We start from the raw sequence: 22,694 nt of genomic DNA, 5'->3' as shown, positions 1-22,694 counted from the left end.
AATGAAAGGAACCGTTACTTTAACAAGTCTGTGCTCTGTTCTATTGCTTGCCGGGTGTGGTGATCCGGCTCCAGAAAGAGCGCTCGATACCCCCCTCGTACGTGTGGTGTCACTGGAAGGAAAAAAAGTGAATGATAACTTGTACTTTCCTGCCGTTGCTAATGCAGCAGACCGTTCTCACCTGAGTTTTCGCGTCGCTGGGGAGATCAGTCGCGTATTGGTCAGAGAAGGGGATAGAGTACAAAAAGGGGACGTGATCGCAACGCTTGACCCAACGGATTATCAACTCGCTGTCGACAATGCCACGGCAAGGTTTTCGGTTATTGATAGCCAATATCGCCGCTCAAGTCCGTTAGTCGAAAAAGGACTATTGGCAAAGTCTCAATTTGATGAGATTGCCGCACAGAGACAAATTGCCTTGGCAGAGCTTGACTTAGCAAAATTGCATTTGTCTTTTACTACGCTCAAAGCGCCAGTGGATGGAATTATTTCTCGAGTAAATGCGGAGCAGCATGAAAATATACAAGTCGGTCAATATATTGTAAATATCCATAGCGTAAATCGGGTAGAAGTATTGATTCAGCTTCCTGACAGAATTTATGTAAGGCAACCCAAAAAAGAAGAGGCGCTCACTGCAATTAATGCCATGGTACGTGTTCCAAGTGGCAATGAATATAGTGCGAGCATAAAAGAATTTACCACCGAGCCAGATCCCTCGACGGGTACTTTTACCGTGACGCTCTCGTTACCGATGCCTGAGCAAGAATACATACTCGATGGTATGGCTGTTGAGGTGACATCTAAAGATGAAAACGTAGGTTTAGAGTTGAACGTCGGTATTGACGTACCAATTGAGGCTATTTTTAACGCTGACGGAGATGAGTTAGGCCGTAAAAATAAGTTTGTTTGGGTTCTTAATGATGATAGTACCGTTAGCCGTAAGCAAGTTCTGGTAGGCAAAGCATCAAGAACGTCAATTCAGATTCTTGATGGCTTAAAACTCAATGATAAAGTCGTCGTGGCAGGGATATCTCGTTTAAGAGAGGGCATGAAAGTAGACGTGGTTAAGCAGGAGGTAAGCCAATGAGTGAAAATAATCACACTACGCCGCAAGATGACGAAAACATAACGGGTATCGCCGCGTATTTCATTCGTAATCGAGTCATTAGTTGGATGGTGGCTCTGATCTTTTTGATTGGGGGTGTCGCCTCTTTCTTTGGCTTAGGTCGCTTAGAAGATCCGGCCTTTACAATCAAAGATGCGATGATTGTAACGTCTTATCCAGGCGCAACTCCGCAACAGGTAGAGGAGGAAGTGACCTATCCGATCGAGAAGGCGATTCAACAACTGACTTATGTTGACGAGGTAAATTCGATATCTAGCCGTGGTTTGTCTCAAATTACAGTAACGATGAAGAATAACTATGGTCCAAACGACTTACCTCAAATTTGGGATGAGCTGCGTCGTAAGGTGAACGACTTACAAGGCACCTTGCCTCCGGGGGTAAATACGCCCCAAGTGATTGATGACTTTGGTGATGTATATGGCATCTTACTGGCAGTCACTGGCGATGGTTACAGCTACAAAGAATTACTGGATTATGTTGATTATCTTAGGCGAGAACTAGAACTTGTTGATGGCGTAAGCAAAGTATCAGTTTCTGGTGAGCAGCAAGAGCAAGTTTTCATTGAAATTTCAATGAAAAAACTCAGCAGCATTGGTCTTTCTCCAAATACGGTTTTCAACTTATTGTCTACGCAAAATGTAGTTTCCAATGCAGGTGCGATTCGAATTGGCGACGAGTACATTCGGATTCAACCGACGGGGGAATTTCAGAGTGTCAATGAGTTGGGAGATTTATTAATCACCGAATCAGGGGCACAAGGACTGATCTTCCTTAAAGATGTCGCAGATATTAAGCGTGGTTATGTCGAAGTACCGAGCAATATTATTAATTTTAACGGCAGCCTAGCGCTGAATGTCGGTGTTTCATTTTCCCAAGGTGTGAACGTGGTGGAAGTGGGCAAAGCCTTTGATCGCCGCTTAGCTGAACTCAAATACCAGCAACCAGTAGGCGTACAAATTTCTGAGATTTACAGTCAACCCAAAGAGGTCGACAAATCCGTCAGCGGCTTCGTTGTTAGCTTGGCGCAAGCAGTTGGGATTGTCATCATTGTATTGCTGTTCTTCATGGGACTTCGATCTGGTCTGCTAATTGGCCTCATTCTGCTATTGACCGTGCTTGGTACTTTCATTTTCATGAAGTATTTGGCGATAGATTTACAACGAATATCACTTGGCGCTTTAGTTATCGCTTTGGGTATGCTGGTGGATAACGCCATCGTTGTGGTGGAAGGGATACTGATCGGTACCCAAAAAGGGCGAACGAGGCTGCAAGCCGCGACCGATATCGTGACGCAAACTAAGTGGCCGCTACTTGGTGCCACGGTGATTGCGGTAACCGCTTTTGCTCCGATCGGCTTATCAGAAGATGCAACCGGTGAATACTGTGGCACTTTGTTTACAGTATTGCTGATCTCTCTAATGCTGAGTTGGTTTACTGCGATCTCATTGACGCCATTCTTTGCTGATATTTTCTTCAAAGGGCAAAAAATAAAAAGTAGTGAAGGCAAAGATAATGATCCGTATAACGGAATTATCTTCATGATGTATAAGAAATTCTTAGAATTTTGCATGCGTCGTGCATGGATTACGGTTTTGGTTTTAGTTGCAGGTCTGGCCGCGAGTGTTTATGGCTTTACTCATGTTAAACAATCGTTTTTTCCGTCATCTACTACGCCAATTTTCCAATTGGATATGTGGCTGCCCGAAGGCACTGATATTCGAGCGACGAATGATAAGCTTAAAGAGCTCGAACACTGGTTGTCAGAGCAAGATAACGTAGAACATATCACCACCACCGCTGGTAAAGGTTTGCAACGTTTCATGCTTACTTATGCACCTGAGAAGAGTTATGCCGCTTATGGTGAGATCACGACTCGAGTAAACAACTATGAAGCGTTGGCGCCACTTATGCAGCGTTTTCGAGAGCATATAAAAGCGAATTATCCAGAGATAAATTACAAGTTGAAACAGATAGAATTGGGACCTGGTGGTGGTGCAAAAATCGAAGCGCGCATCATTGGTTCTGATCCGACGGTATTGCGAACTATCGCTGCACAAGTGATGGATATCATGTATGCCGATCCTGGTGCGACAAATATTCGCCATGATTGGCGTGAACGAACTCAGGTGTTGGAACCTCAGTTTAATGAAAGTCAGGCGCGTCGCTACGGTATTACTAAGTCTGATGTTGACGACTTCTTGTCGATGTCTTTCTCTGGTATGACTATCGGTCTATATCGTGATGGCACCACGTTGATGCCAATTGTCGCTCGTTTGCCCGAAGACGAACGAATTGATATTCGAAACATTGAAGGTATGAAAATTTGGAGCCCGGCACAAACGGAGTTCATTCCGTTACAACAAGTGACTATGGGCTACGACATGCGCTGGGAAGACCCGATTATCGTACGTAAGAATCGTAAACGCATACTCACAATCATGGCTGACCCTGACTTATTGGGTGAAGAAACCGCGTCGACGTTACAGAAGCGTTTGCAAACTCAAATCGAAGCTATCGAGTTACCGCCTGGCTACTCACTAGAGTGGGGGGGAGAGTACGAGTCTTCGGGAGATGCGCAAGCGTCGCTATTTACGACGATGCCAATGGGCTACCTATTCATGTTCTTGATTACGGTGTTCCTATTTAATTCTTTGAAAGAGCCATTGATTGTTTGGTTAACGGTCCCGCTTGCACTGATTGGTGTTACGATAGGCCTACTCGCATTGAACACACCATTTGGCTTTATGGCGTTACTTGGTTTCTTGAGTTTGTCTGGTATGGTGTTGAAAAACGGTATTGTATTGCTGGACCAGATTGAGATTGAAATCAAGTCAGGAAAAGAAGCTTACAGTGCGGTGGTCGACGCAGCAGTTAGTCGTGTCCGTCCTGTTTGTATGGCTGCGATCACGACAATTCTTGGTATGATTCCACTTCTACCTGATATTTTCTTCAAACCCATGGCGGTAACCATCATGTTTGGTTTAGGTTTCGCGACGGTTCTGACGCTTATTGTCGTACCCGTGTTGTATCGTCTTTTCCACAAAGTGGCAGTGCCAAAGTAAAAACTCCCAATTAGCAAGGATATTCAAAGCGCCTCTGGCTAACTGTTAGGGGCGTTTTTATAAGGAGCAAATTATGGAACAGAAAACTTGTGCATGGGCGATGAATCACCCCCTTGAGCGAGAGTATCACGATAAAGAGTGGGGGGTGCCAGTTTATGATGACAAGGTACTATTTGAATTTATTACCCTTGAAGGCGCTCAGGCAGGGTTGAGTTGGATAACCATTCTTAAGAAGCGCGAAGGGTACCGAAAAGCATTTGAGCACTATGATCTCAATGCCTTGGCTGTGCGAGACGAAGCGCGTGCGGAGTATATTGTTGAGAACTTTGATGTGGTGAGGCATCGAGGAAAAATCAATTCAGTATTCAGTAATGCAAAAGCAGCAAATCAATTAATTGAGGAGTATGGTAGCTTATCGCAAGCGCTATGGCAGTTTGTTGATGGGAAGCCAATCATTAATCATTGGCAAGATATGAGTGAAGTACCTGTATCTACTGAGCAATCCAAAGCGATGAGCAAGTTCCTCAAAAAGAAAGGCTTTAAGTTTGTTGGTGAAACGATTTGTTATGCGTTTATGCAGGCAGTCGGCATGGTGGATGATCACGTTATCGGTTGTCCCCAAAAGCAATAACGCCCCAAGCATTGAGGACATTATTGCTAGATGGATAGGATTATAAGGACCTTTCTTTCTCTAGCGCTAAAGCGTTGTATCGAGCAAAGCCCGCTTCTAAATCGGCTATCAAGTCATTCACATCTTCCAGACCGATATGCAGACGAATCAAGGTGCCTTCAAAGTTTGGATTTGCAACCGTACGCAAACTGTTGAAGCTCTTTGGTTCATTGGCGAGAATCAAGCTTTCGAAACCACCCCATGAGTAACCCATGCTGAAATGTTTCATACCATCAAGTAAAGCGGTGGTGGCTTTTGGGTAAGAGGACTTAAGCACGAATGAAAATAGACCGTTCCCACCAGTGAAGTCACGCTTGAAGAGTTCATGTCCAGGGCAGGTCTCCAAAGCAGGGTGGCGGACATGATCCACTTCAGGGCGGCTTTCTAGCCACTGAGCTATTTTCAGACTGCTCTCTGCATGCTGGCGTAAACGTACATCCAGAGTACGAATACCACGCAAGCCAAGGTAGGCGTCATCAGGAGAAACGCACTGTCCCATTAGGTAACTTTGTTCGCGCAGCTGCGGCCAGTACTTTTCTGAGGCTACCGCCGTGCCGAGCATGACATCTGAGTGACCAACAATGTATTTGGTTGCCGCTTGAATTGAAATATCCACACCGTGTTCAAATGGAGCAAAATTCACGCCTGCTCCCCACGTGTTGTCGAGCATCACAATGATGTTTTGTTCATGGGCAATGTCAGCTAGGGTCGGGACATCGATCACTTCCATGGTGATCGAGCCTGGAGACTCCAAGAAAAGTATTTTGGTGTTTGGTTGGATCAGTTCTCGAATGTCTTCTCCGATCACTGGGTCGAAGTAAGTGGTTTCGACGCCCATTTTTTTCATAATGGTGTCACAGAAATCACGGGTTGGTTCGTAACAGGTATCTACCATAAGAATGTGATCACCCGTTTCGACAAAAGACAGAATGGCATTAGAAATAGCAGCAGTACCACAAGGGTAAAGCGCACAACCTGCACCACCTTCGATTTCGACCATGGCATCTTGAAAAGCAAAATGTGTGTGGGTGCCGCGACGGCCGTAAAACAATGTTTTGTTAGCACGGTTAATCATCGCTTGGTTTTTTTCCGCGACCGTATCAAATACGACGGTAGACGCACGTTGCACGGGTGGATTTACCACCCCGTTGGTCCATTTCTTATTGCGGCCTGCGGTGACGAATTTCGTCTTTTTGCCCTCTGACATAAAATTTCCCTGTCTAATTAACGATTTTTATTATTTAAAACATGGACTCGCTGTGCTTGGCAAGGGAAAAGTCAAATCTGCGTCACTTGTCAGAGGATTTGGGTGGATGAAACCGAGGGGGAGGGAGGAGACAAAACCGACCGCTTGTGGCCGTCGGTTTTGAAATGATCTAAGTGAGTGGATAGTTTCTAAAGTAATGGGTTAAATAGGTAGAAAATGCGCTCTAAGAAGTGAGAAAAGATAGTGCGTTTTTTCCATTCATCTAACTGAACCGTATGAGACTGATTGATATAGCGATCTTGAAGTGTGGACATCTGTTTTGTGAACGCTTCATCATCTACTGCTAGCGTTACCTCAAAGTTTAACCACAAACTGCGCATGTCCATATTGACGGTACCGACAAGACAGAACTGATTGTCGATTACCACCGATTTGGTGTGGAGTAATCCACCGTAGAATTCGTAGATTTTTACTCCGGCAGTAAGTAGTTCGCTGTAAAACGCGCGTGATGCCCACTGCACCATCATTGAGTCATTTTTATGTGGAATAATCAGTTCGACATTAATCCCACGTTGAGCCGTCATCTTAAGTGTTTCTAGCAGGTCGGCACTTGGCACAAAGTAAGGTGTGGTAATCCTTACGGAATGGTTCGCTTGGTTAATCGCCAACGTTAATACCTGATAAATGAGATACTCAGGCATCCCGGGTCCTGATGGCACAACTTGGATAGGGTGCTGAAACTCCTCACTATCAATTCGGCATTCTGGGTGTTTAGGCAGCGCTCTCTCTCCCGTTTCTACTTCCCAATCCCAGCAATGAATCGCACTTAACACGTTTACCGTCGGTCCTGTGATACGCACCATTATATCAATCCATTGACCAACGCCACTGTCCTGTTTGAAAAACGCAGGGTCGACTAAGTTCATTGAACCGGTATAAGCAATCTCATCATCAATGACGATGATTTTGCGGTGTTGCCTTAGATCTAAGCGGCGTAAGAACATACGCCACATTTTAACTTCTAGCGCTTGCACAACATCGATTCCAGCTTCCTTCATCATTTTGTACCAAGGACTGCGGAAGAAACGAGGGCTACCAGCGGAATCGAGCAGTAGCTTTACATCGACGCCACGTTTAGAGGCCTGGATTAAAGCGGATGCAACCCCGTCAGCCAGACCACCAGGATGCCAAATGTAGAAAACCATGCGAATGCTGAATTGTGCGTGTTCAATGTCATGAATGATAGAACGCAGAATCTCATCAGGGGATTGCTGAAGTGAAAGTGTGTTGCCGCTCAATCCAGGTAAACCAAGACGGTTATTACACAGTTCGTCAATACGGTAAATATGACGGCCCATGGATTCCGGTGTATGGGCATTACAATCGTTTAGCTGGGTAAACCATTGTTGAAATGGTTTGAACATCTCTTTCGCGCGTTCTGCACGCTTGCGACCCAGATTAAGTTCACCAAATAGGAAATAGCAGCCGACGCCAAGTACTGGAAGTATGTAAATAATCATGAGCCAGGCAAGAGAAACGCTGACAGCGCGACGCTTTAAAACCACGCGAATCGTGACACCAGCGACGAGGAGCCAGTACAGGGCAATACCAACAAGGGTAAGAAAGTGATAGAACTTGTCCATATATGCTCAAAATAGAAACCTTAATATGAATATTAAGCGTAAATCATGCTTCTGGAAACTGTTATTACGTTATGAAGGAAATGGGCCGTTGGTGTTGATAGGTGAAGTAATTTTTCGACATGTTGTGTCATCAAATGATGACAATTTGAACAAAATGTTAAGAAATGAGCAAAATTTCAGCATTTAACCTGAATAATGAAACATTTTTTCGATAAATATGCTAAGTGGGGTTTCAATTTTAAATTGAAACTGTTTTACTGGCCATATATAGAGCGTCATACAAACTTTGCACAAGGTGTACATTTATTTTTACACTAACATATTTTAGACGCCTATTCAGTCTGCAAACACAACAAACATTTTTCGGAGAAAAAGCGTGGCTACAACTAATACAGCAGCACCACGTGATACGTGGGGGTCTAAACTAGGCTTCGTAATGGCAGCAGCGGGTTCCGCTGTTGGTTTAGGCAATATATGGAAATTCCCTTACACAGCAGGTGAGAGTGGCGGTGGCGCATTCGTTGCTATCTACTTGCTCTTTGTTATTTTTATTGGCTTTAGCGTAATGCTCACTGAATTCGCTATTGGTCGTAAGACAGGACTCTCGGCAGTAGGCGCTTTTAAATCAACTGATCGCCGCTGGACATTTACTGGTGTCCTAGGAGTATTTAGTGGCCTATTGATCATGGGTTTCTATCCTGTGGTAGGTGGCTGGGCGTTGGCTTACATCTTTAAAGTGGCTGGCGGTCTTCTAAGCACACCGGATGCCATTGGTGACAGTTTCGGTAGTTTCATTTCTGCACCGCTACAACCACTAATGTGGATGGGTATTTACCTCTTCCTAAACATCCTAATTGTAATGAAAGGCATTTCTGGGGGGATCGAGAAGGCAGGTAAAATTTTGATGCCGCTGCTATTCCTTATCCTGATTGTCGTATCAGTGAAAGGTCTGATGCTACCAGGCGCGATGGCAGGCCTTGAGTTCCTGTTCATGCCGGACTTTTCTAAAGTAGACAGCAGTGTTGTTCTTGCAGCACTTGGCCAAGCATTCTTCTCGCTCAGTCTTGGTATGGGTTGTATGCTGACATACGGCTCGTACCTTAAGAAGAAAGAGAACCTGGTTCAAACTACCGGTATGGTGACAGCGATGGATACTGGCGTTGCGATCCTTGCGGGTGTGGCGATGTTCCCAGCAATGTTCGCATTCGGGATGGAGCCTGCAGCCGGTCCTGGTCTAGTCTTTGTGGTTGTTCCTCAGTTATTTGCTGAAATGGGCGGCGTAATTGGTCTTCTATTTGCTCTTATGTTCTTCGTCGGTCTAACGGTAGCGGCACTCACTTCTTCGGTATCGTTACTTGAAGTGGTGGTTTCTTACCTAATCGACGAAAAAGGCATGAAGCGCCCAACAGCGGTGCTGTCAGCAAGTGCGGTTATGGCAACCCTTTGTGTATTCGCATCGCTATCACTGGGCGGCGTTGGTCCGACACTGTTTGGTACAGGCGCATTCGATATCTTCGACTTACTCACGGATAAGATCTTCCTAGCGGTTGGCGGTATGTTAGTGTGTATCTTTGCAGGTTGGCGTCTAAACCGTGCAGACTTAGAGAAGGAAATCACAAACGATGGTGAAGTATCTTTCCCACTATTTGGTCTATGGTACAACCTAGTTAAATACATTATTCCTTTTGCTATCGCTATTGTGGCATTCATGGGAATTAAGTCTGGATTCGACAGTGGCAAAGGCGAAATCATGATGTTGGGTATCGCTATCATTGCATTGGCTGGCGTGTTCTCGAAGAAGCTATAGTGAGTAAATTTTAAGTAAGTGAGGGCCTCTGTTGAGGCCCTTTTTTGTTGATAAGCTTACGGTCACAAAGATGGAGCTAGAAAGTTTAAGTTCGCCTAATCAATTAGAATAGGTATACTTCTGGCTCCAACGGAGAGCCAGTTTTTTATGTTCGATATCCTATATACCCATCCAGATTTTCTTGTCATTAACAAGCACCCAAACGTCTCGGTCCACAAAGATGACGGGGACACGATGTTGCTTCAAGAAGTCGCAAAGCAGAGTGGGGATGAGCAGCTCTACCTCGTTCACCGACTGGATAAGATGACGTCGGGTATTTTGCTGCTCGCACGCAACGCTAAAGCTGCCAGCGCATTATCTCAAGCCTTTGCTCAGCGCAAAGTTGAAAAATACTATTTGGCGATCAGTTCGAAAAAACCAAAGAAAAAGCAAGGGTTAGTTATTGGCGATATGGAGCGATCACGCCGTTCGTCCTGGAAGCTGGTTAACAGCAAGCTAAATCCTGCTATTACACAGTTTTTCTCCCTAGCCGCAGAACCGGGTGAACGTCTGTTTTTATGTAAACCTCATACCGGTAAAACACACCAAATTCGAGTGGCATTAAAGTCTGTTGGTTCAGGCATTGTTGGTGATGCTATCTATAATGCAGGTAATGAAGCTGATCGTGGTTACCTACATGCATTCTCATTATGCTTTAGTTTTCAAGATGAACAATTTCGCTTTGTTTGCGACCCTCGTGATTACCAAGCGCTAGGCAGTAAGTGGCACTCTGAGATTGTTGTTCAGGGCATTGATAGCTGGTTGTGTCCGTGGGAATTGAACTGGCCAACGATCAAATAAACTTAGAAATAAGATAGATAAGAGATTTCGATGCAAGCATCACAACTTCCGCTGTTTTTTCAGCACCTTGAAGCGGAGCTGGCACAAGCTCCGAATGAAATTCGTCGACTGTTTCATGGTCGCGGTCGCCGTTTTGAAGGCCTAGAACAAATCACTTGTGATTGGTTGCAAGGGCAATTGATCATTAACTTATTTAAACCGGTGGATGAGATTTTTCTTACCGAGTTGAAAAGTGGCCTACATGCGCTTGCTCAGTCCCAACGGTGGTCGGACAAACAAGGTTGCGCAATAGTGATTCAGCATCGCTATGCGGATGGGACTCCTTCAGAAGCGCTAGTTGGGGAGCTAAACTCGCGACCTATCGTGGAAGAGAGTGGGCTTAAATACCAACTGGATATCGGGCGTAACCAAAATTTTGGCCTGTTCTTAGATATGCGCTATGGGCGCGATTGGGTGCGTGAACATGCGAAGCATAAGAATGTACTAAATTTGTTTGCTTACACTTGTGGCTTCTCGGTCGCTGCTATTGCGGGTGGCGCGGATAAAGTGGTTAACGTGGATATGGCAAGAGCATCATTGTCGAAAGGCCGTGAAAATCATCTTCTTAATGGCCACAACATTAGCCAAGTCAGTTTTTTGGGCCATGATATCTTCAAATCGTGGGGAAAAATCAAGAAAGCAGGACAATATGATTTGATCATCATTGATCCGCCATCATTCCAAAAAGGCAGCTTTGCTCTGACGAAAGACTACAAAAAAATTCTACGTCGTTTGCCTGATTTGTTGGCAGACGGTGGTCAGGTGCTTGCGTGTGTGAACTCTCCGTCGGTAACCAGCGACTTCTTAATTGAAAGTATGAAGGAAGAAGCGCCGGCGCTAACGTTCCGTGAACGTTTGGATAATCCACCCGAGTTTATGGATGTCGATAGCGAAGCGGCTTTAAAAGTGCTGCTGTTCAGCTGAGTTTAACGCCTCTTTAGTTGGTCATCCCTTCTTTTAGGGAATCTCTAGGAGCACTCTGGCCATCAAAAGCGCCGTTCGCGGCGCTTTTTGATCGATGAAATAGGGGCTTAACTAATTTGTACTTCAAGATCGGACTCAATCGTAGAAGAGCAAGCCAATACATAGCCTTGTTCAATCTCTTCCAGTGTTAGAGTCTCAAGGCTGGTGGAAGAAACGCTACCTTTATGAACTTTACACTTACAAGAGCCACAAATACCGCTTCGACACGCGACTATCAAAGGCAACGCCGCACTTTCTAACGCCTCCGCTAACACCTGGCCTTTTTTCGCATTGATACTTTGAGCGAAATCAGGCACGGATACGGTCGCTTTTTCGTCAGATACTTCAGTATCTTCATTTCGTGCTGGGGTAAAGCTCTCTTGATAGAAGTTTTCTATATCGAAACTGAGTTCATTTAAATAGCCTTGAACGTCGAGCATGAACTGGTTCGGGCCACAAAGGTAGACAGTGCGTTGCTTAACATCTGGCACTAGCTTTAATAACCACTCGACATTTAAACGCCCTTCAGGGTATGGGGTTTCACCGCCATGTTTAAGTAGCAGCTTCAAGTGGAAATTGGGGTAAGCAGCGTGGTAGGTTTCTAACAAATCAAAGTAGATGGTCTCCTGCCGAGAACGCGCGATATGCAAGAACTCAACGTCAACCTCTTCATTATTGTTCAGCCAATGCTTTGCCATTGCGAACACTGGGGTAATGCCACAGCCTGCACTGATGAGTAATGCTTTCTTTTTCCCATCATGAAAAGCCGGTGGATGGTCAATACAGTTGAATTCCCCCGTCGGTGGCAAGGCCTGAAGGGTATCGCCAATCAGAAGTTTATCGACAATGTAATTGGATACTTTACCCCCTTCGACGCGTTTAATCGTGAGTTGCAGGCAATCTTCACCAGAACGAGAGCTAAGCGAGTAGGCGCGAAATTCCATTTTTCCGTCAATCTCAACACCCAGATTAATGAATTGACCCGGTTTAAATTCGAATAGAAGTGACTCAGATAAATCTGCCAGCTTTAAACTCACTGCATCCGGTGTTTCATGGTATTTATCAACACAGCGTAACGTGACAGGTTGACTGCCTTGCCATTCAAAAAACATAAAAATCTCTTTGGTTATGACTATTTTCTACAGTTAATTCTATTAAAAGGCCCCCAACGAAGGGGGCGTGTTATAGACGGGAGAATTACGCCGCTAAAATGGCTTTTAGATCATCCTGAACGTTACTGATGCTACGCATGTCAAATTTCTCTTGAATGATAGCAATCAAGTTAGGCGTCAGGAATGCTGGCGCCGTAGGGCCTGTGTAAATGCCTTTTACGCCTAGCGCGAATAGCGTTAGCAGAATAACAATCGCTTTTTGTTCAAACCAAGATAATACAAGTGTTAGCGGCAGCTCGTTGATATCACAGTCGAACTCTTTAGCCAACGCCAGTGCAAGTTGGATTGCTGAGTAAGCATCGTTACATTGACCAACGTCTAATAGACGAGGGATACCATTGATGTCGCCGAACGTGTTTTTGTTGAAGCGGAATTTACCACACGCAAGTGTCAGAATAAGCGTGTCTTCTGGTGCTTCGGCAGTGAAATCTGTGTAGTAACTACGTTCTGATTTATCGCCATCACACCCACCGACTAGGAAGAAGTGTTTGATGTTGCCTTGCTTCACTTGATCGATAACAGCAGGTGCAGCGTTCATTAATGCATTGCGGCCAAAACCGACCGTGATGTTGTGCTCGATTTCATCGTGTTGGAAGCCTGGTTGTGCAAGTGCACACTCAATCACAGCACTGAAATCGTCACCTTCAAGATGCGCGATACCTGGCCAGCCAACAATGCTACGAGTGAATAGACGATCTGCATATTGACCTACATTTGGGTTAAGCAGACAGTTAGATGTCATCACAATGGCACCAGGGAAGTTAGCAAATTCCTTCTGTTGGTTTTGCCATGCGCTGCCGTAGTTGCCAACTAAATGAGGGTATTTCTTCAGTTCTGGGTAGCCGTGTGCAGGGAGCATTTCACCATTGGTATATACATTGATGCCTTTGCCTTCCGTTTGTTGAAGAATTTTTTCAAGGTCATGCAGATCGTGGCCAGAAACAAGGATACATTTTCCTTTCACTGGTTTAACGTTAACGGTTGTCGGCTCAGGGTGACCAAAGGTCGCTGTCTCACCTAGGTCTAGCATTTCCATCACTTTGTAGTTCATCAGACCAATGCGCATTGAGCAATCAAGCAGTGCACCTAAATCTTCAGGGTCGGTACCTAACCACGCCATGATCTCATGGTACTCTGCGTAGATGTCGTTGCTTGTTTGATCAAGAACGCGAGCATGCTCCATGTAAGCTGCCGCGCCTTTTAGGCCGTATAGACAAAGCAAGCGTAATCCGATCACGTCTTCATGTACTTGGTCTTTACCACGGTTAACCGCCACCTGTGGTGCGAATGTTAATATTTCCGTGACTGAGGCTGGTAGCTCGAAATTCGCTACGGCAGGAATGTCCGAAAGAGGCTGATTCGCTAACGTTGCAGCGGCCATGACTTCCGTCTTTAGTAGAGACTTGTATGCTTCTGCGTCTGATGTCAGTTTTAGAATACGTTCTGGGTCGAAGTTAACATTCGTTAGGGTTGAGAAGAATGCTCGCGGTGCCCATTGGTTGATTTCATCATTGATGATGTTGAATTCAAGTGCGCGTGACGCCCAAAAAGAAACCCCTTGCAGAGCGTAAACAAGCACGTCTTGTAGATCAGAAACCTCTGCCGTTTTACCACACATACCTTGTGCGAAAGAACAGCCTTTTACAGCTGGGGTTTGGATTGTCTGTTCACATTGAATACAGAACATATTGGGTTCTCCAGTGAGTATCGTAATAGTCGTTTTATTTATCACTAGATAGCAGAATGCGTGCCAGACTTTAAGTTTTTGAAATATAACAACAAACTTTACTAGCAAATAAGGGGTTGATGTAATTAATACAACATGAGTGATGTTATAATCACATCGTGCTTTGCGGGCTGCTTATTTATTGATTCCGAGTTTTTTACCCATTCGATACAAATTACCACGATCCATCTGTAAAAATTCGGCGGCTTTTGCCCACACTCCACCCGTTTGGTTTAAAGCATGTTCAATTAAATCACGTTGATAGCGTTCCACCAGCTCTCTCATTGGTTGACTTTTTTGGGGGAAATGGCTTGATGTGTTTTTTACATCATTAAGTGCAGTGGAGGTATCAAAGTGATTCAACATGATGGTACTTGCGCCTTGTTGAATGGAATGTAAAGCGGCGCGGGTCAATGTATGTTCGAGTTCACGAACATTACCATACCAAGGTAAAGACTCTAATTGGCTCAACACTTTAGGGTGTACATGAAGATTTGGTGCGTTGAACTGTTGACGGACTTTTTCCAACAGGTAACCCGCTAAAACCGGAATGTCACCATCACGATTGCGTAATGGCGGCACTTTAATCGGAAATACGTTTAAACGGTGGAATAAGTCAGCTCTGAAGGTGCCCGCTTCGACTTCTTTCTCTAATTGCCGATTGGTCGCTGCAATAATGCGTACGTTGACCAGTAAATGTTGATCGCTACCTACGCGTTGCAGTTCGCCTTGCTGAATCACACGCAGTAGTTTTGCTTGTAAAATTAACGGTAATTCACCGACTTCATCAAGAAAAATCGTACCACCGTCGGCCAGTTCAAACTTACCTGCTCGGTGACCATTTGCGCCGGTAAACGCCCCTTTGACGTGGCCGAATAACTCACTCTCTGCGAGCCCTTCGGGCAGTGCTGCACAGTTTACGTAAATCATCGGCTTGTCGCTGCGATGAGATTGCGCATGCACCGAGTGCGCCACTAGTTCCTTACCTGTTCCCGTTTCTCCTGTGATTAAAACGGCATAATCTGATTGAGCAACGGTGGCAATGTTATTACGCAGTTGATTGATTTGTGGGCTTAATCCTACCATTTCGCCATGTTGTGAGCGTGCTTGCTGGATCAGTGTTTGAGTGACACTTTTTTGCTTTTGGTTCTGTGCTTTGAGTGCTTTTAACTGAGAAATATTGCGCAAGGTTGCAGCGGTTAAAGCGGCAAAAGTTTCCATGGTGACGGGGTCGATATCATCAAACGCGCCGATCGCAAGCGCATCCATCGTGAGCGCACCGACAAGTTGTCCATCAACATATAAGCTGCACCCCATACAATCGTGGACATCGATACACTGGTTTTGTGCTAGTAGGGTGCCATCAAAAGGATCGGGGAGTGAACAATCTGCATCAAAACGTACGGGCTCACGGCTTTGTATTATTGCCTCCAGCCTAGGATGTGCTTTGGGAAAGAAGCGTCGCCCTAATACAGCAGGCGATAACCCCTTGACTGCGACGGGCGTAAGAAAGTCATCTTCGTCGAAGATAAACAGGCAACTTGCATCGCAAGGGAACACCTGAGTGACACCATCAATTAAATTTTGATATTGCTGTTCATGAGAGCGATTTGAGCTGAGGTTTAAGGCGATATTCAGTAGAACTTGGTCGAAGGCTAGGGGCATAACATACTCATAAAAAATGTGGATGAGGCAATACTAACAGAGTGATGTTGTTTTCACATCGTTAGGCATGTGTGATTGATGTCCCATTGACGACAGAGGAAAGGTGGTGAAACATTGGAAAATGACAACACAGACAAACGCAATAATGGCATTTGCCTGTGTTGTTTAGCTAATGAATGCAACTATCTTTGGTGTGATACGTATTAACGGGGGACCACTCTTGCACTATCACCGGCTACGTTAACTTGTACTGCTTGGCCGGGCTGGAAAATCATGTTGGGGTCCACCTCTTGAACGATAGAGATGACTTTTCCATCTTCCAAACGAATGGTTAGGTTTACACCGTTGCGTTTACCTGCTTCCCCTGCAATTTCACTACCCGCATATCCTCCGAGTAAGCCGCCACCAATGGCCGCAATGTCAGAGCCTGAGCCACCACCAATCTTCGAACCTAAAATGCCGCCAATGGCTGCACCTGCAATGGTCCCAATGGTATTAGTTTGGGTCGACGCATCAATCGTCACGGGGGCGACCTTTTCAATTGTGCCATAGTAAACTTGCTGTACGGTACGGGTTTCTTGCGACCCATAGGCGTCGCCATATGGGTTTGGCGAAGTACAGCCAGCTGCTAATGAAGCTAGGGAAAATATGAGAATTAAATGAAAACTATTGTGTCTTACCATGTAACCTCCAAATGATCGCATTACTCAAAGAGTATAGAAGTAAGATTTGCTTTCTGCTGCAATATCAAAGAGAAAGCGGTAAGTCATGGCAAACAATAACTTATATACAAGGGAGGTTTAATTTCAGTTTTAAGAGCGTTACATGGAATCCGCACATCGAGGAGGCTCAGGTATGAGCCATGACTTTATTCTGAGTTCAAAGTATGGAAGCCCGAATAAATACGAGTAAATGTCGTAAACCAGCATGCGGTGCCAAAAATGTAGGCAATGACATCAAAATGTTGTGGGAACAAGCAGAGCAACGCAAAGCAGGCAATAGTCTCGGTACCTTCCGTTAAACCGCTCATATAGTAGAGAGACTTGTTCGTGTACACCGGATTATCGATACCGCGTTTGCTAGCCATGATGGCAAAGGCCAAGAAACTGCTGCCAGTGCCGATGAATGAAAAAATCAAAAACGCACCGGCAACGGCATTTTGCTCTGGGTTTGCCAGTACAAAGCCAAATGGGATCAGCGAATAAAATAGGAAATCCAAGCTGATATCGAGGAAACCACCGGCATCGGTGATGCCTTGTATTCTCGCTAATGCGCCATCCAACCCATCGCAGACTCGATTGAGTAAAATGAACAGTAAAGCGAGCGTGTATTGTTCGGTGACCAATGCGGGTAGGGCAAAACAACCGAGTACAAATCCAAATAATGTGATTTGATTCGCGGTCACGCCGCGATTATCGAGCAGTTTTGCACTTTGCGTTAATGGCCAACGAATAACTTTGATACTTAAACGATCAAGCATTGTTCGTCTCCCAAGGCCAGTTTAGGCAACGACTGCCTTGTGGGATATCTTCTTTATCATGCGTCACCATTAAGGCTGGGATATTCGCATGTTGTAGCTGTTCTACAACCCAGTTACGGAATTGAACGCGAAGATCTTTATCTAGTTTGCTGTATGGCTCATCAAGTAGCGCAACTTTAGGTTTAGCCAGTAGCATACGTGTAAGAGCGATACGCGCTCTCTGACCGCCAGATATTTGGTCAGGAAAAGACTCTGCGAGCTTAGTCAAAGAAAGGTGCTTAAGTGCCAGTATTGCACGCTCTTTACGCTCTGCACCTTTAATTGAGTTTGGTAGAGCAAACGCAATATTTTCCCATACGGTTAGGTGTGGGAATAGTAAATCATCCTGAAATAGAATTCCGACCTGGCGTTTGTGCGCTGGTAGAGCGTCTAAGCGTTGATTATCCAGTGTGATCGAGCCTGAATAGTCGAACTCAGCTGATAAGTGCCCGGCAATGGCATCTAACAACGTTGATTTGCCACAACCACTTGGCCCCATTAGTGTCACAATTTCACCTTTCTCTACGGTAAGGTTGAAAGAAGAAAAAAGTATATCGCCATGGGATTTACGGATGGCGAGGTTTTCGAGACAAAGACTCATTAGGCAGTAAACCTTTAATAGACAACCGGCGATACTTAACGTGTAAACGACTAAGTAGAATCGCAAAAGAGAAGAACATCAACGGCAATAGGGCTTGCCAAATTGCGTAAATAGCAGTGACGCGACGGTCAAAACCACTCGATAGAGCAACCGCTTCGGTGGTAATAGTGCTAATACGGCCAGCTCCCAGTACAAGAGTCGGTAAGTACTGAGCCAAGCTAACACTAATGCCGACAGCCCAAGCAAACGCAATCGCAGGTAAGAGAATCGGTAGCTTTACTTTTAACCAAGCTTGTAATGGTGATTTCCCCAAACTTAACGCTACTCGCGTTAAACCATTATCAAAGCTGCGCCATGGGCCATCAAGAGAGAGATAGACAAATGGGAAAGCGAAGAACACATGCGCCCAACATACCCAGAAGAAATAAGCATTGCTATCGAGGTACAGTGTCGCTACTTGCATGCCAAACAACACAGAAAGCTGAGGAATCAACATTGGTACCGCTATGATGTAGCCCGGCACTTGCCAGCGGTAACGCAGTCGGTATTCATGAGCAATCAGTGAAAGTAAAAGGGCGATCAACGCACTAATGACAGCAATCAGCATACTTTGTTCTAGCGTACTAAGAATGTTTTGCCATTCGTATTCCCAAAAGCGTAGACTGTAGCGGCTTGGTAGTAAATCAGGGAAGCGCCAACGCTGAGAAAAGCTCCATACTACCATGAGTGGCACCTTTAACAGTGTGAGCAAGGCAATCACCGCGAACAAGGTTTTTCCTGGTAGACGGAAGCCGCTGCGACCTGAGTATTGCCAACGCTTGACGCCTTTGGTGATGCTCCATTCCACCAAGCGAGCAAAACCAATTAATAGAGTTGCGATGACAAAAAGAACGACAGCGCCTGCCGCGGCTCTTGGTAACAAAGAGAGGTCAGGGTCATTAAACCATTGCCAAACTAGCACCGCAAACGTCGGAGGATTCGTTGGACCGATAATCAGTGCGACATCAACAACCGATAAGCTGTAAGCAATGACGGCGAGCATAGGAAAGCGTAGCTTTGCAAACCATTGTGGGAACACGCATTTCCACCAAGCTTGTGCAGAGGTATAGCCCATGGAATGGCTGACTTTTTCGATTTTTTCTACTTTTAAATGCTGAAGAATTGGGATGCTCATCAGTAGTAGGAAAGGCACTTCTTTGAAAGCAAGCATAACGATAAGGCCAAGCGCATAAGGGTCTTTAATAAGCAACGCTAAGTCGTTAACGGTTTGCGCATTTGGGTCATATCCAAACAATTGATTGAGTGTACGTATCCCCATGCCTGTTGGAGCAAATAGGAACGCAAAACCAATCGCGAAAGCCACGTGAGGTATAGCGAGAAGTGGGGAAAGGCTGAGTTCAATTTTACGCCAGAATTTGCTTCCCCAAGAGGCTTGCAGAATCGCAAACGTGATCAAGCAAGCTAGGTAGCTACTAAAAATAGCAGAATAAAAAGTCAGGCTAATTGACGTCCAAACGCCCTCCCAATCAAAGACCGCATTGAAGCCATCAAGAGAGAAGTGGTTCAAACCGATAGGCGGTACGTAACCGAGCGCAGAAACGATTACTCCTAGTAATCCAGGGATGGTCGGCAAAATACATACTGCGATAATAACTAGATACAGCGCTCTTAACATGTGCTCGTATTAATTCCCGTAACGTTTCAACCATTCTTTTTCTAATGCAGCCTGCCAACTAGGGTGGGGCTCTGCGATAGATTTAAATTGTTGTGTGTTTTTAGCCGTACCTGTTAAGTATTGGCTGTTTAGCACCGAAGGGTCACCCCAGATGTTGATGTCACCTTTACGAGATTGTGCTTCAGGACTCAATAAAAAGTTAATCGCAACTTGTGCTCCGGCAATTGCGTTTGCGTTCCATGGAATGGCTAAGAAGTGGATATTAGACAGTGCACCGGCGTCCATCGCGTATGCTTTGGTACTTTCCGCTAGATTACCGCTCGATTGTGCAGAAAACACTGCGTTCGGGTTGAATGTCACAGCAAGATCAATTTGGCCATCATCGAGTAATTGCACACTTTCTGCCGTACCTGCAGGGAATTGCTTACCACCACGCCACGCCACACGATGGAACTCATCTAAGTAGCGCCAAAGTGGTTGAGTTACCGAAGCAAATGTTTCTTTTGTTACTGGTTGTTGTAGCTCTGGCGCATTGTTTGTCACTTCAATCAGCAGTGATTTAATAAAGCTGGTGCCGTGAAACTCGGGTGGGCGAGGGTAGGTTAAACGATTTGGAAACGCTTTTGCGTAGCTCAGCATTTCAGAGAATGAACGTGGTGGATTATTCAGCGTGTCTTCATCATGGATAAAGACCAATTGACCGACACCCCAAGGTGCTTCTAAGCCATCTGTTGGTTCAGAAAAGTCTACATCAACCGGTAACGTTTTATCGACATATTGCCAGCTAGGTAGTTGGTCAACAAAAGGTCCAAACAACAGTTGGTTGTCTTTCATTGATTTGAAGTTTTCACCATTGATCCAAACCATGTCTACACTGCCGCCACTGTTTTTTCCTGCGGCTTTTTCTGCAATGATACGTGTTGTGGTTTCAGAAATATCGGTGACTTTGACATGGTTAAGGGTCACGTTGTAGCGAGACTTTAGCTCTTTTCCGGCCCACAGAATGTAGCGGTTGATTTCTTGGCTACCACCCCAAGCATGAAAATACACGACCTGTCCGTCTGCCTGCTGTTCAATGGCTTGCCATTTTTCCGGAATAGAAGATGCAAAAGAGGAAGTAGCGAAAGTGGCGGCTAAAATACCAAAAGTGCTCAGTAATTTTTTCATACGTAATCCGTGTTTTTTATCTTTGTCTTTATTTTGGTGCTTTGTTTTTCTATGCAATGAAAAACGCTTAATTTTGACAATTAATATAGGGCCTTAATAGTATGGACGATCCTTTTTCTCTATATGGATAGTAATCTATCTTGGTCTATTATCAATGTGAATTTGATAATAGATTTAGAGAATTACTCGCCTTGTGAAGCTATACCAATCAACGCCTCATTTTAGCCGTAAACTTAATCAGAGGTGGCTTGAAGTATGACCAGACCGATATGAATGAAAAAGAGTGCGGCTCCTGATAAACCGCACTCTTAACGTTTCAATATGGATAGACCGGATTACTTCGCCAATTCTTCCATGTTGATGCCTTTTTTCTTCGCAATATATTTTGGAATCAGTGACATACCAAACAGGATAAGACCTGCCGCCGCGAACTTAACAAGCAGCATCGCTGATACACCGTTGGTCGCGATATCACCCGCCATGTAAGCAAAGATGAAAGCACCTGGCGCCATGGTTAGTAGGGATACTAACGCGTAAGTTCCAAGGCTCAGGCTCGTTAGACCGTAAGCGTAGTTCTGCAGACTGAATGGGAATACCGGCACTAGACGAGTTAGGATCAAGAAGCTGGTGCCGTTTGCAGCAACGCCGTCGTCGATCTTTTTGAAGATTGGGTTATCACCAAATTTTTTCATGATTGTGTTACGTAGTAGGAAACGTGCCACAATGAATGCTACCACCGCACCAAGCGTTGCAGAAAACAGCGCTAACACACCGCCTTTGATAGGACCAAATACGATGCCCGCTACAATGGTGAACGCACTGCCCGGTAGTAGGAACACACATGCAAACACGAATGCTGCTACGAATACTGCGTAACCCCAAACACCAAAACTTGCGATCCACTCTTGTAGGCTCTTGATGTCAGTGATGATCTCAAGAATGCCAGTTTGTTTTGCTGCAAATAGTGCTAGCGCTACTACTGCGATTAATAAAGCAATTTTTACAAATTTCATTGTTTTTACTTCACTTAAAGATGGTTATACATTCATACACTTGATTAGACCCGCTTTTGATTTGTAGCGGTTGAACCAAGCTTTCACAGGGCTTGCTAGTACGTTTACTGGTGGCTCATCGTTTTGCATGATGACTGGACCAAACATCAGATCCAGAATGTGCCAAGCTTTCTTGCCAACGCCCATCATAGAGCCACGACAAGCCGAGCAGTAAACCACCACATTATCAGTTTCAAACTCTTCTGCACGGCGTACTGCAACGCGGTTAGCAACATCTGGATTCGCAGGCACAACCATGCCACCAAAACCACAACAGCGAGTGTTTTCACGAGTATGCTCAGGCTCAGAAATTTTGTAGCCAAGCTCAGTTAGGATCCAGCGAATACCGTCCTGTAGCTCTTTTTCGTAGCGAGTTGAACAAGAGTCATGAATAGAGAACACCACATCACTGTGTTTCGCTTTGCCAACCAATTCTTTTGGTAGGCCAATTTCTGGTAGCAGCTTCCACAGAGATACTGGCTTTTGTTTACCGCCAGATTTTTTGATCATGCCGTAGCAGCTTTGACACGCGACAATCACTTCTTGGGCTTCTAACTTGTCGAAGTCTGCTTGCAGGTCGCCGTAACGTTCTTTGAACTTGTCGTATTGACCGATTGCTGCGGTTGGTTTACCACAGCACTTTTGCACCGCGCCCATCTCTGGGAACACGTTTTTTAGGTGCTGTGCAATTGCCGCTACACCTTCAGGAGAGTAGGATGGCAGACTGCATCCTGGCATAAATACTTTATTGCTCATGTGT

General features: G+C 45.1%; 18 protein-coding genes. 6 read left to right on the top strand and 12 right to left on the bottom strand.

Annotated elements, in window-relative coordinates:
- Window position 1 precedes the first annotated feature (1 nt).
- The 3 genes from AK966_RS00700 (at window position 2) to AK966_RS00690 (ending at window position 4,819) form a co-directional block, all read left to right on the top strand.
- A complete protein-coding gene (locus AK966_RS00700) occupies window positions 2-1,087 on the top strand; it encodes an efflux RND transporter periplasmic adaptor subunit (protein ID WP_119463349.1) in 1,086 nt (361 codons plus the stop codon).
- A complete protein-coding gene (vmeI, locus tag AK966_RS00695; RefSeq protein ID WP_119463348.1) occupies window positions 1,084-4,188 on the top strand; it encodes an efflux RND transporter permease subunit VmeI in 3,105 nt (1,034 codons plus the stop codon). Before AK966_RS00700 ends, vmeI begins: the two co-directional genes overlap by 4 nt.
- A gap of 73 nt (window positions 4,189-4,261) precedes the next feature.
- Complete coding sequence (locus AK966_RS00690; RefSeq protein WP_172438075.1) at window positions 4,262-4,819, top strand: DNA-3-methyladenine glycosylase I; 558 nt, start codon at window positions 4,262-4,264, stop codon at window positions 4,817-4,819.
- Window positions 4,820-4,859: 40 nt separating this feature from the next.
- Here AK966_RS00690 and AK966_RS00685 read toward each other — a convergent pair whose 3' ends face one another.
- Both AK966_RS00685 and cls read right to left on the bottom strand, forming a co-directional pair.
- Entirely contained in the window at window positions 4,860-6,065 is a 1,206-nt protein-coding gene (locus tag AK966_RS00685) for a cystathionine beta-lyase (protein WP_119463347.1), read from the bottom strand.
- A gap of 188 nt (window positions 6,066-6,253) precedes the next feature.
- Entirely contained in the window at window positions 6,254-7,708 is a 1,455-nt protein-coding gene (cls, locus tag AK966_RS00680; protein WP_099078682.1) for a cardiolipin synthase, read from the bottom strand.
- 436 nt (window positions 7,709-8,144) lie between these two features.
- Between cls and AK966_RS00675 the strand changes: the two genes are divergently transcribed.
- The 3 genes from AK966_RS00675 (at window position 8,145) to AK966_RS00665 (ending at window position 11,318) form a co-directional block, all read left to right on the top strand.
- Window positions 8,145-9,515, top strand: coding sequence for a sodium-dependent transporter (locus AK966_RS00675; RefSeq protein WP_253252666.1), 1,371 nt, complete (start codon window positions 8,145-8,147; stop codon window positions 9,513-9,515).
- A 147-nt stretch (window positions 9,516-9,662) separates the two neighbouring features.
- Complete coding sequence (locus tag AK966_RS00670) at window positions 9,663-10,355, top strand: TIGR01621 family pseudouridine synthase (protein ID WP_119463346.1); 693 nt, start codon at window positions 9,663-9,665, stop codon at window positions 10,353-10,355.
- 30 nt (window positions 10,356-10,385) lie between these two features.
- Window positions 10,386-11,318 (top strand): class I SAM-dependent methyltransferase, encoded by a 933-nt coding sequence (locus AK966_RS00665; RefSeq protein WP_119463345.1) that lies wholly within the window; start codon window positions 10,386-10,388, stop codon window positions 11,316-11,318.
- A gap of 107 nt (window positions 11,319-11,425) precedes the next feature.
- Here the strand turns inward: AK966_RS00665 and AK966_RS00660 are convergent, their stop codons facing one another.
- From AK966_RS00660 to AK966_RS00615, 10 genes are all read right to left on the bottom strand, one after another.
- A complete protein-coding gene (locus AK966_RS00660; protein ID WP_119463344.1) occupies window positions 11,426-12,469 on the bottom strand; it encodes a hybrid-cluster NAD(P)-dependent oxidoreductase in 1,044 nt (347 codons plus the stop codon).
- Window positions 12,470-12,554: 85 nt separating this feature from the next.
- Window positions 12,555-14,216: a hydroxylamine reductase gene (gene hcp, locus AK966_RS00655; protein ID WP_099078687.1), complete on the bottom strand. Its 1,662-nt coding sequence runs from the start codon at window positions 14,214-14,216 to the stop codon at window positions 12,555-12,557.
- 174 nt (window positions 14,217-14,390) lie between these two features.
- Complete coding sequence (gene norR, locus AK966_RS00650; RefSeq protein WP_099078688.1) at window positions 14,391-15,920, bottom strand: nitric oxide reductase transcriptional regulator NorR; 1,530 nt, start codon at window positions 15,918-15,920, stop codon at window positions 14,391-14,393.
- Window positions 15,921-16,123: 203 nt separating this feature from the next.
- The gene (locus AK966_RS00645) at window positions 16,124-16,603 is read right to left on the bottom strand and encodes a glycine zipper 2TM domain-containing protein (RefSeq protein ID WP_099078689.1); all 480 of its coding nucleotides are present in this window, start codon (window positions 16,601-16,603) and stop codon (window positions 16,124-16,126) included.
- Window positions 16,604-16,788: 185 nt separating this feature from the next.
- Window positions 16,789-17,400 carry a CDP-alcohol phosphatidyltransferase family protein gene (locus AK966_RS00640; protein WP_099078690.1) on the bottom strand — a complete coding sequence of 204 codons (612 nt, stop codon included), beginning with the start codon at window positions 17,398-17,400 and terminating at the stop codon, window positions 16,789-16,791.
- A complete protein-coding gene (locus tag AK966_RS00635; protein WP_099078691.1) occupies window positions 17,393-18,040 on the bottom strand; it encodes an ATP-binding cassette domain-containing protein in 648 nt (215 codons plus the stop codon). The genes AK966_RS00640 and AK966_RS00635 overlap by 8 nt, the downstream gene beginning before the upstream one ends.
- Complete coding sequence (locus tag AK966_RS00630; protein WP_099078692.1) at window positions 18,006-19,715, bottom strand: ABC transporter permease; 1,710 nt, start codon at window positions 19,713-19,715, stop codon at window positions 18,006-18,008. Before AK966_RS00630 ends, AK966_RS00635 begins: the two co-directional genes overlap by 35 nt.
- 9 nt (window positions 19,716-19,724) lie before the next feature.
- A complete protein-coding gene (locus AK966_RS00625) occupies window positions 19,725-20,882 on the bottom strand; it encodes an ABC transporter substrate-binding protein (RefSeq protein ID WP_099078693.1) in 1,158 nt (385 codons plus the stop codon).
- A 335-nt stretch (window positions 20,883-21,217) separates the two neighbouring features.
- Entirely contained in the window at window positions 21,218-21,895 is a 678-nt protein-coding gene (locus AK966_RS00620; protein WP_099078694.1) for a TVP38/TMEM64 family protein, read from the bottom strand.
- A 24-nt stretch (window positions 21,896-21,919) separates the two neighbouring features.
- Window positions 21,920-22,690: a (Fe-S)-binding protein gene (locus AK966_RS00615; RefSeq protein WP_099078695.1), complete on the bottom strand. Its 771-nt coding sequence runs from the start codon at window positions 22,688-22,690 to the stop codon at window positions 21,920-21,922.
- Between the last annotated feature and the right edge of the window lie 4 nt (window positions 22,691-22,694).

Origin of the sequence: Vibrio sp. PID23_8 (assembly GCF_003584965.1) — a bacterium.
Taxonomy (GTDB): domain Bacteria; phylum Pseudomonadota; class Gammaproteobacteria; order Enterobacterales; family Vibrionaceae; genus Vibrio.
Note: the sequence above shows the minus strand (reverse complement) of the source record. Positions and strands in the feature narration are given on the sequence as shown.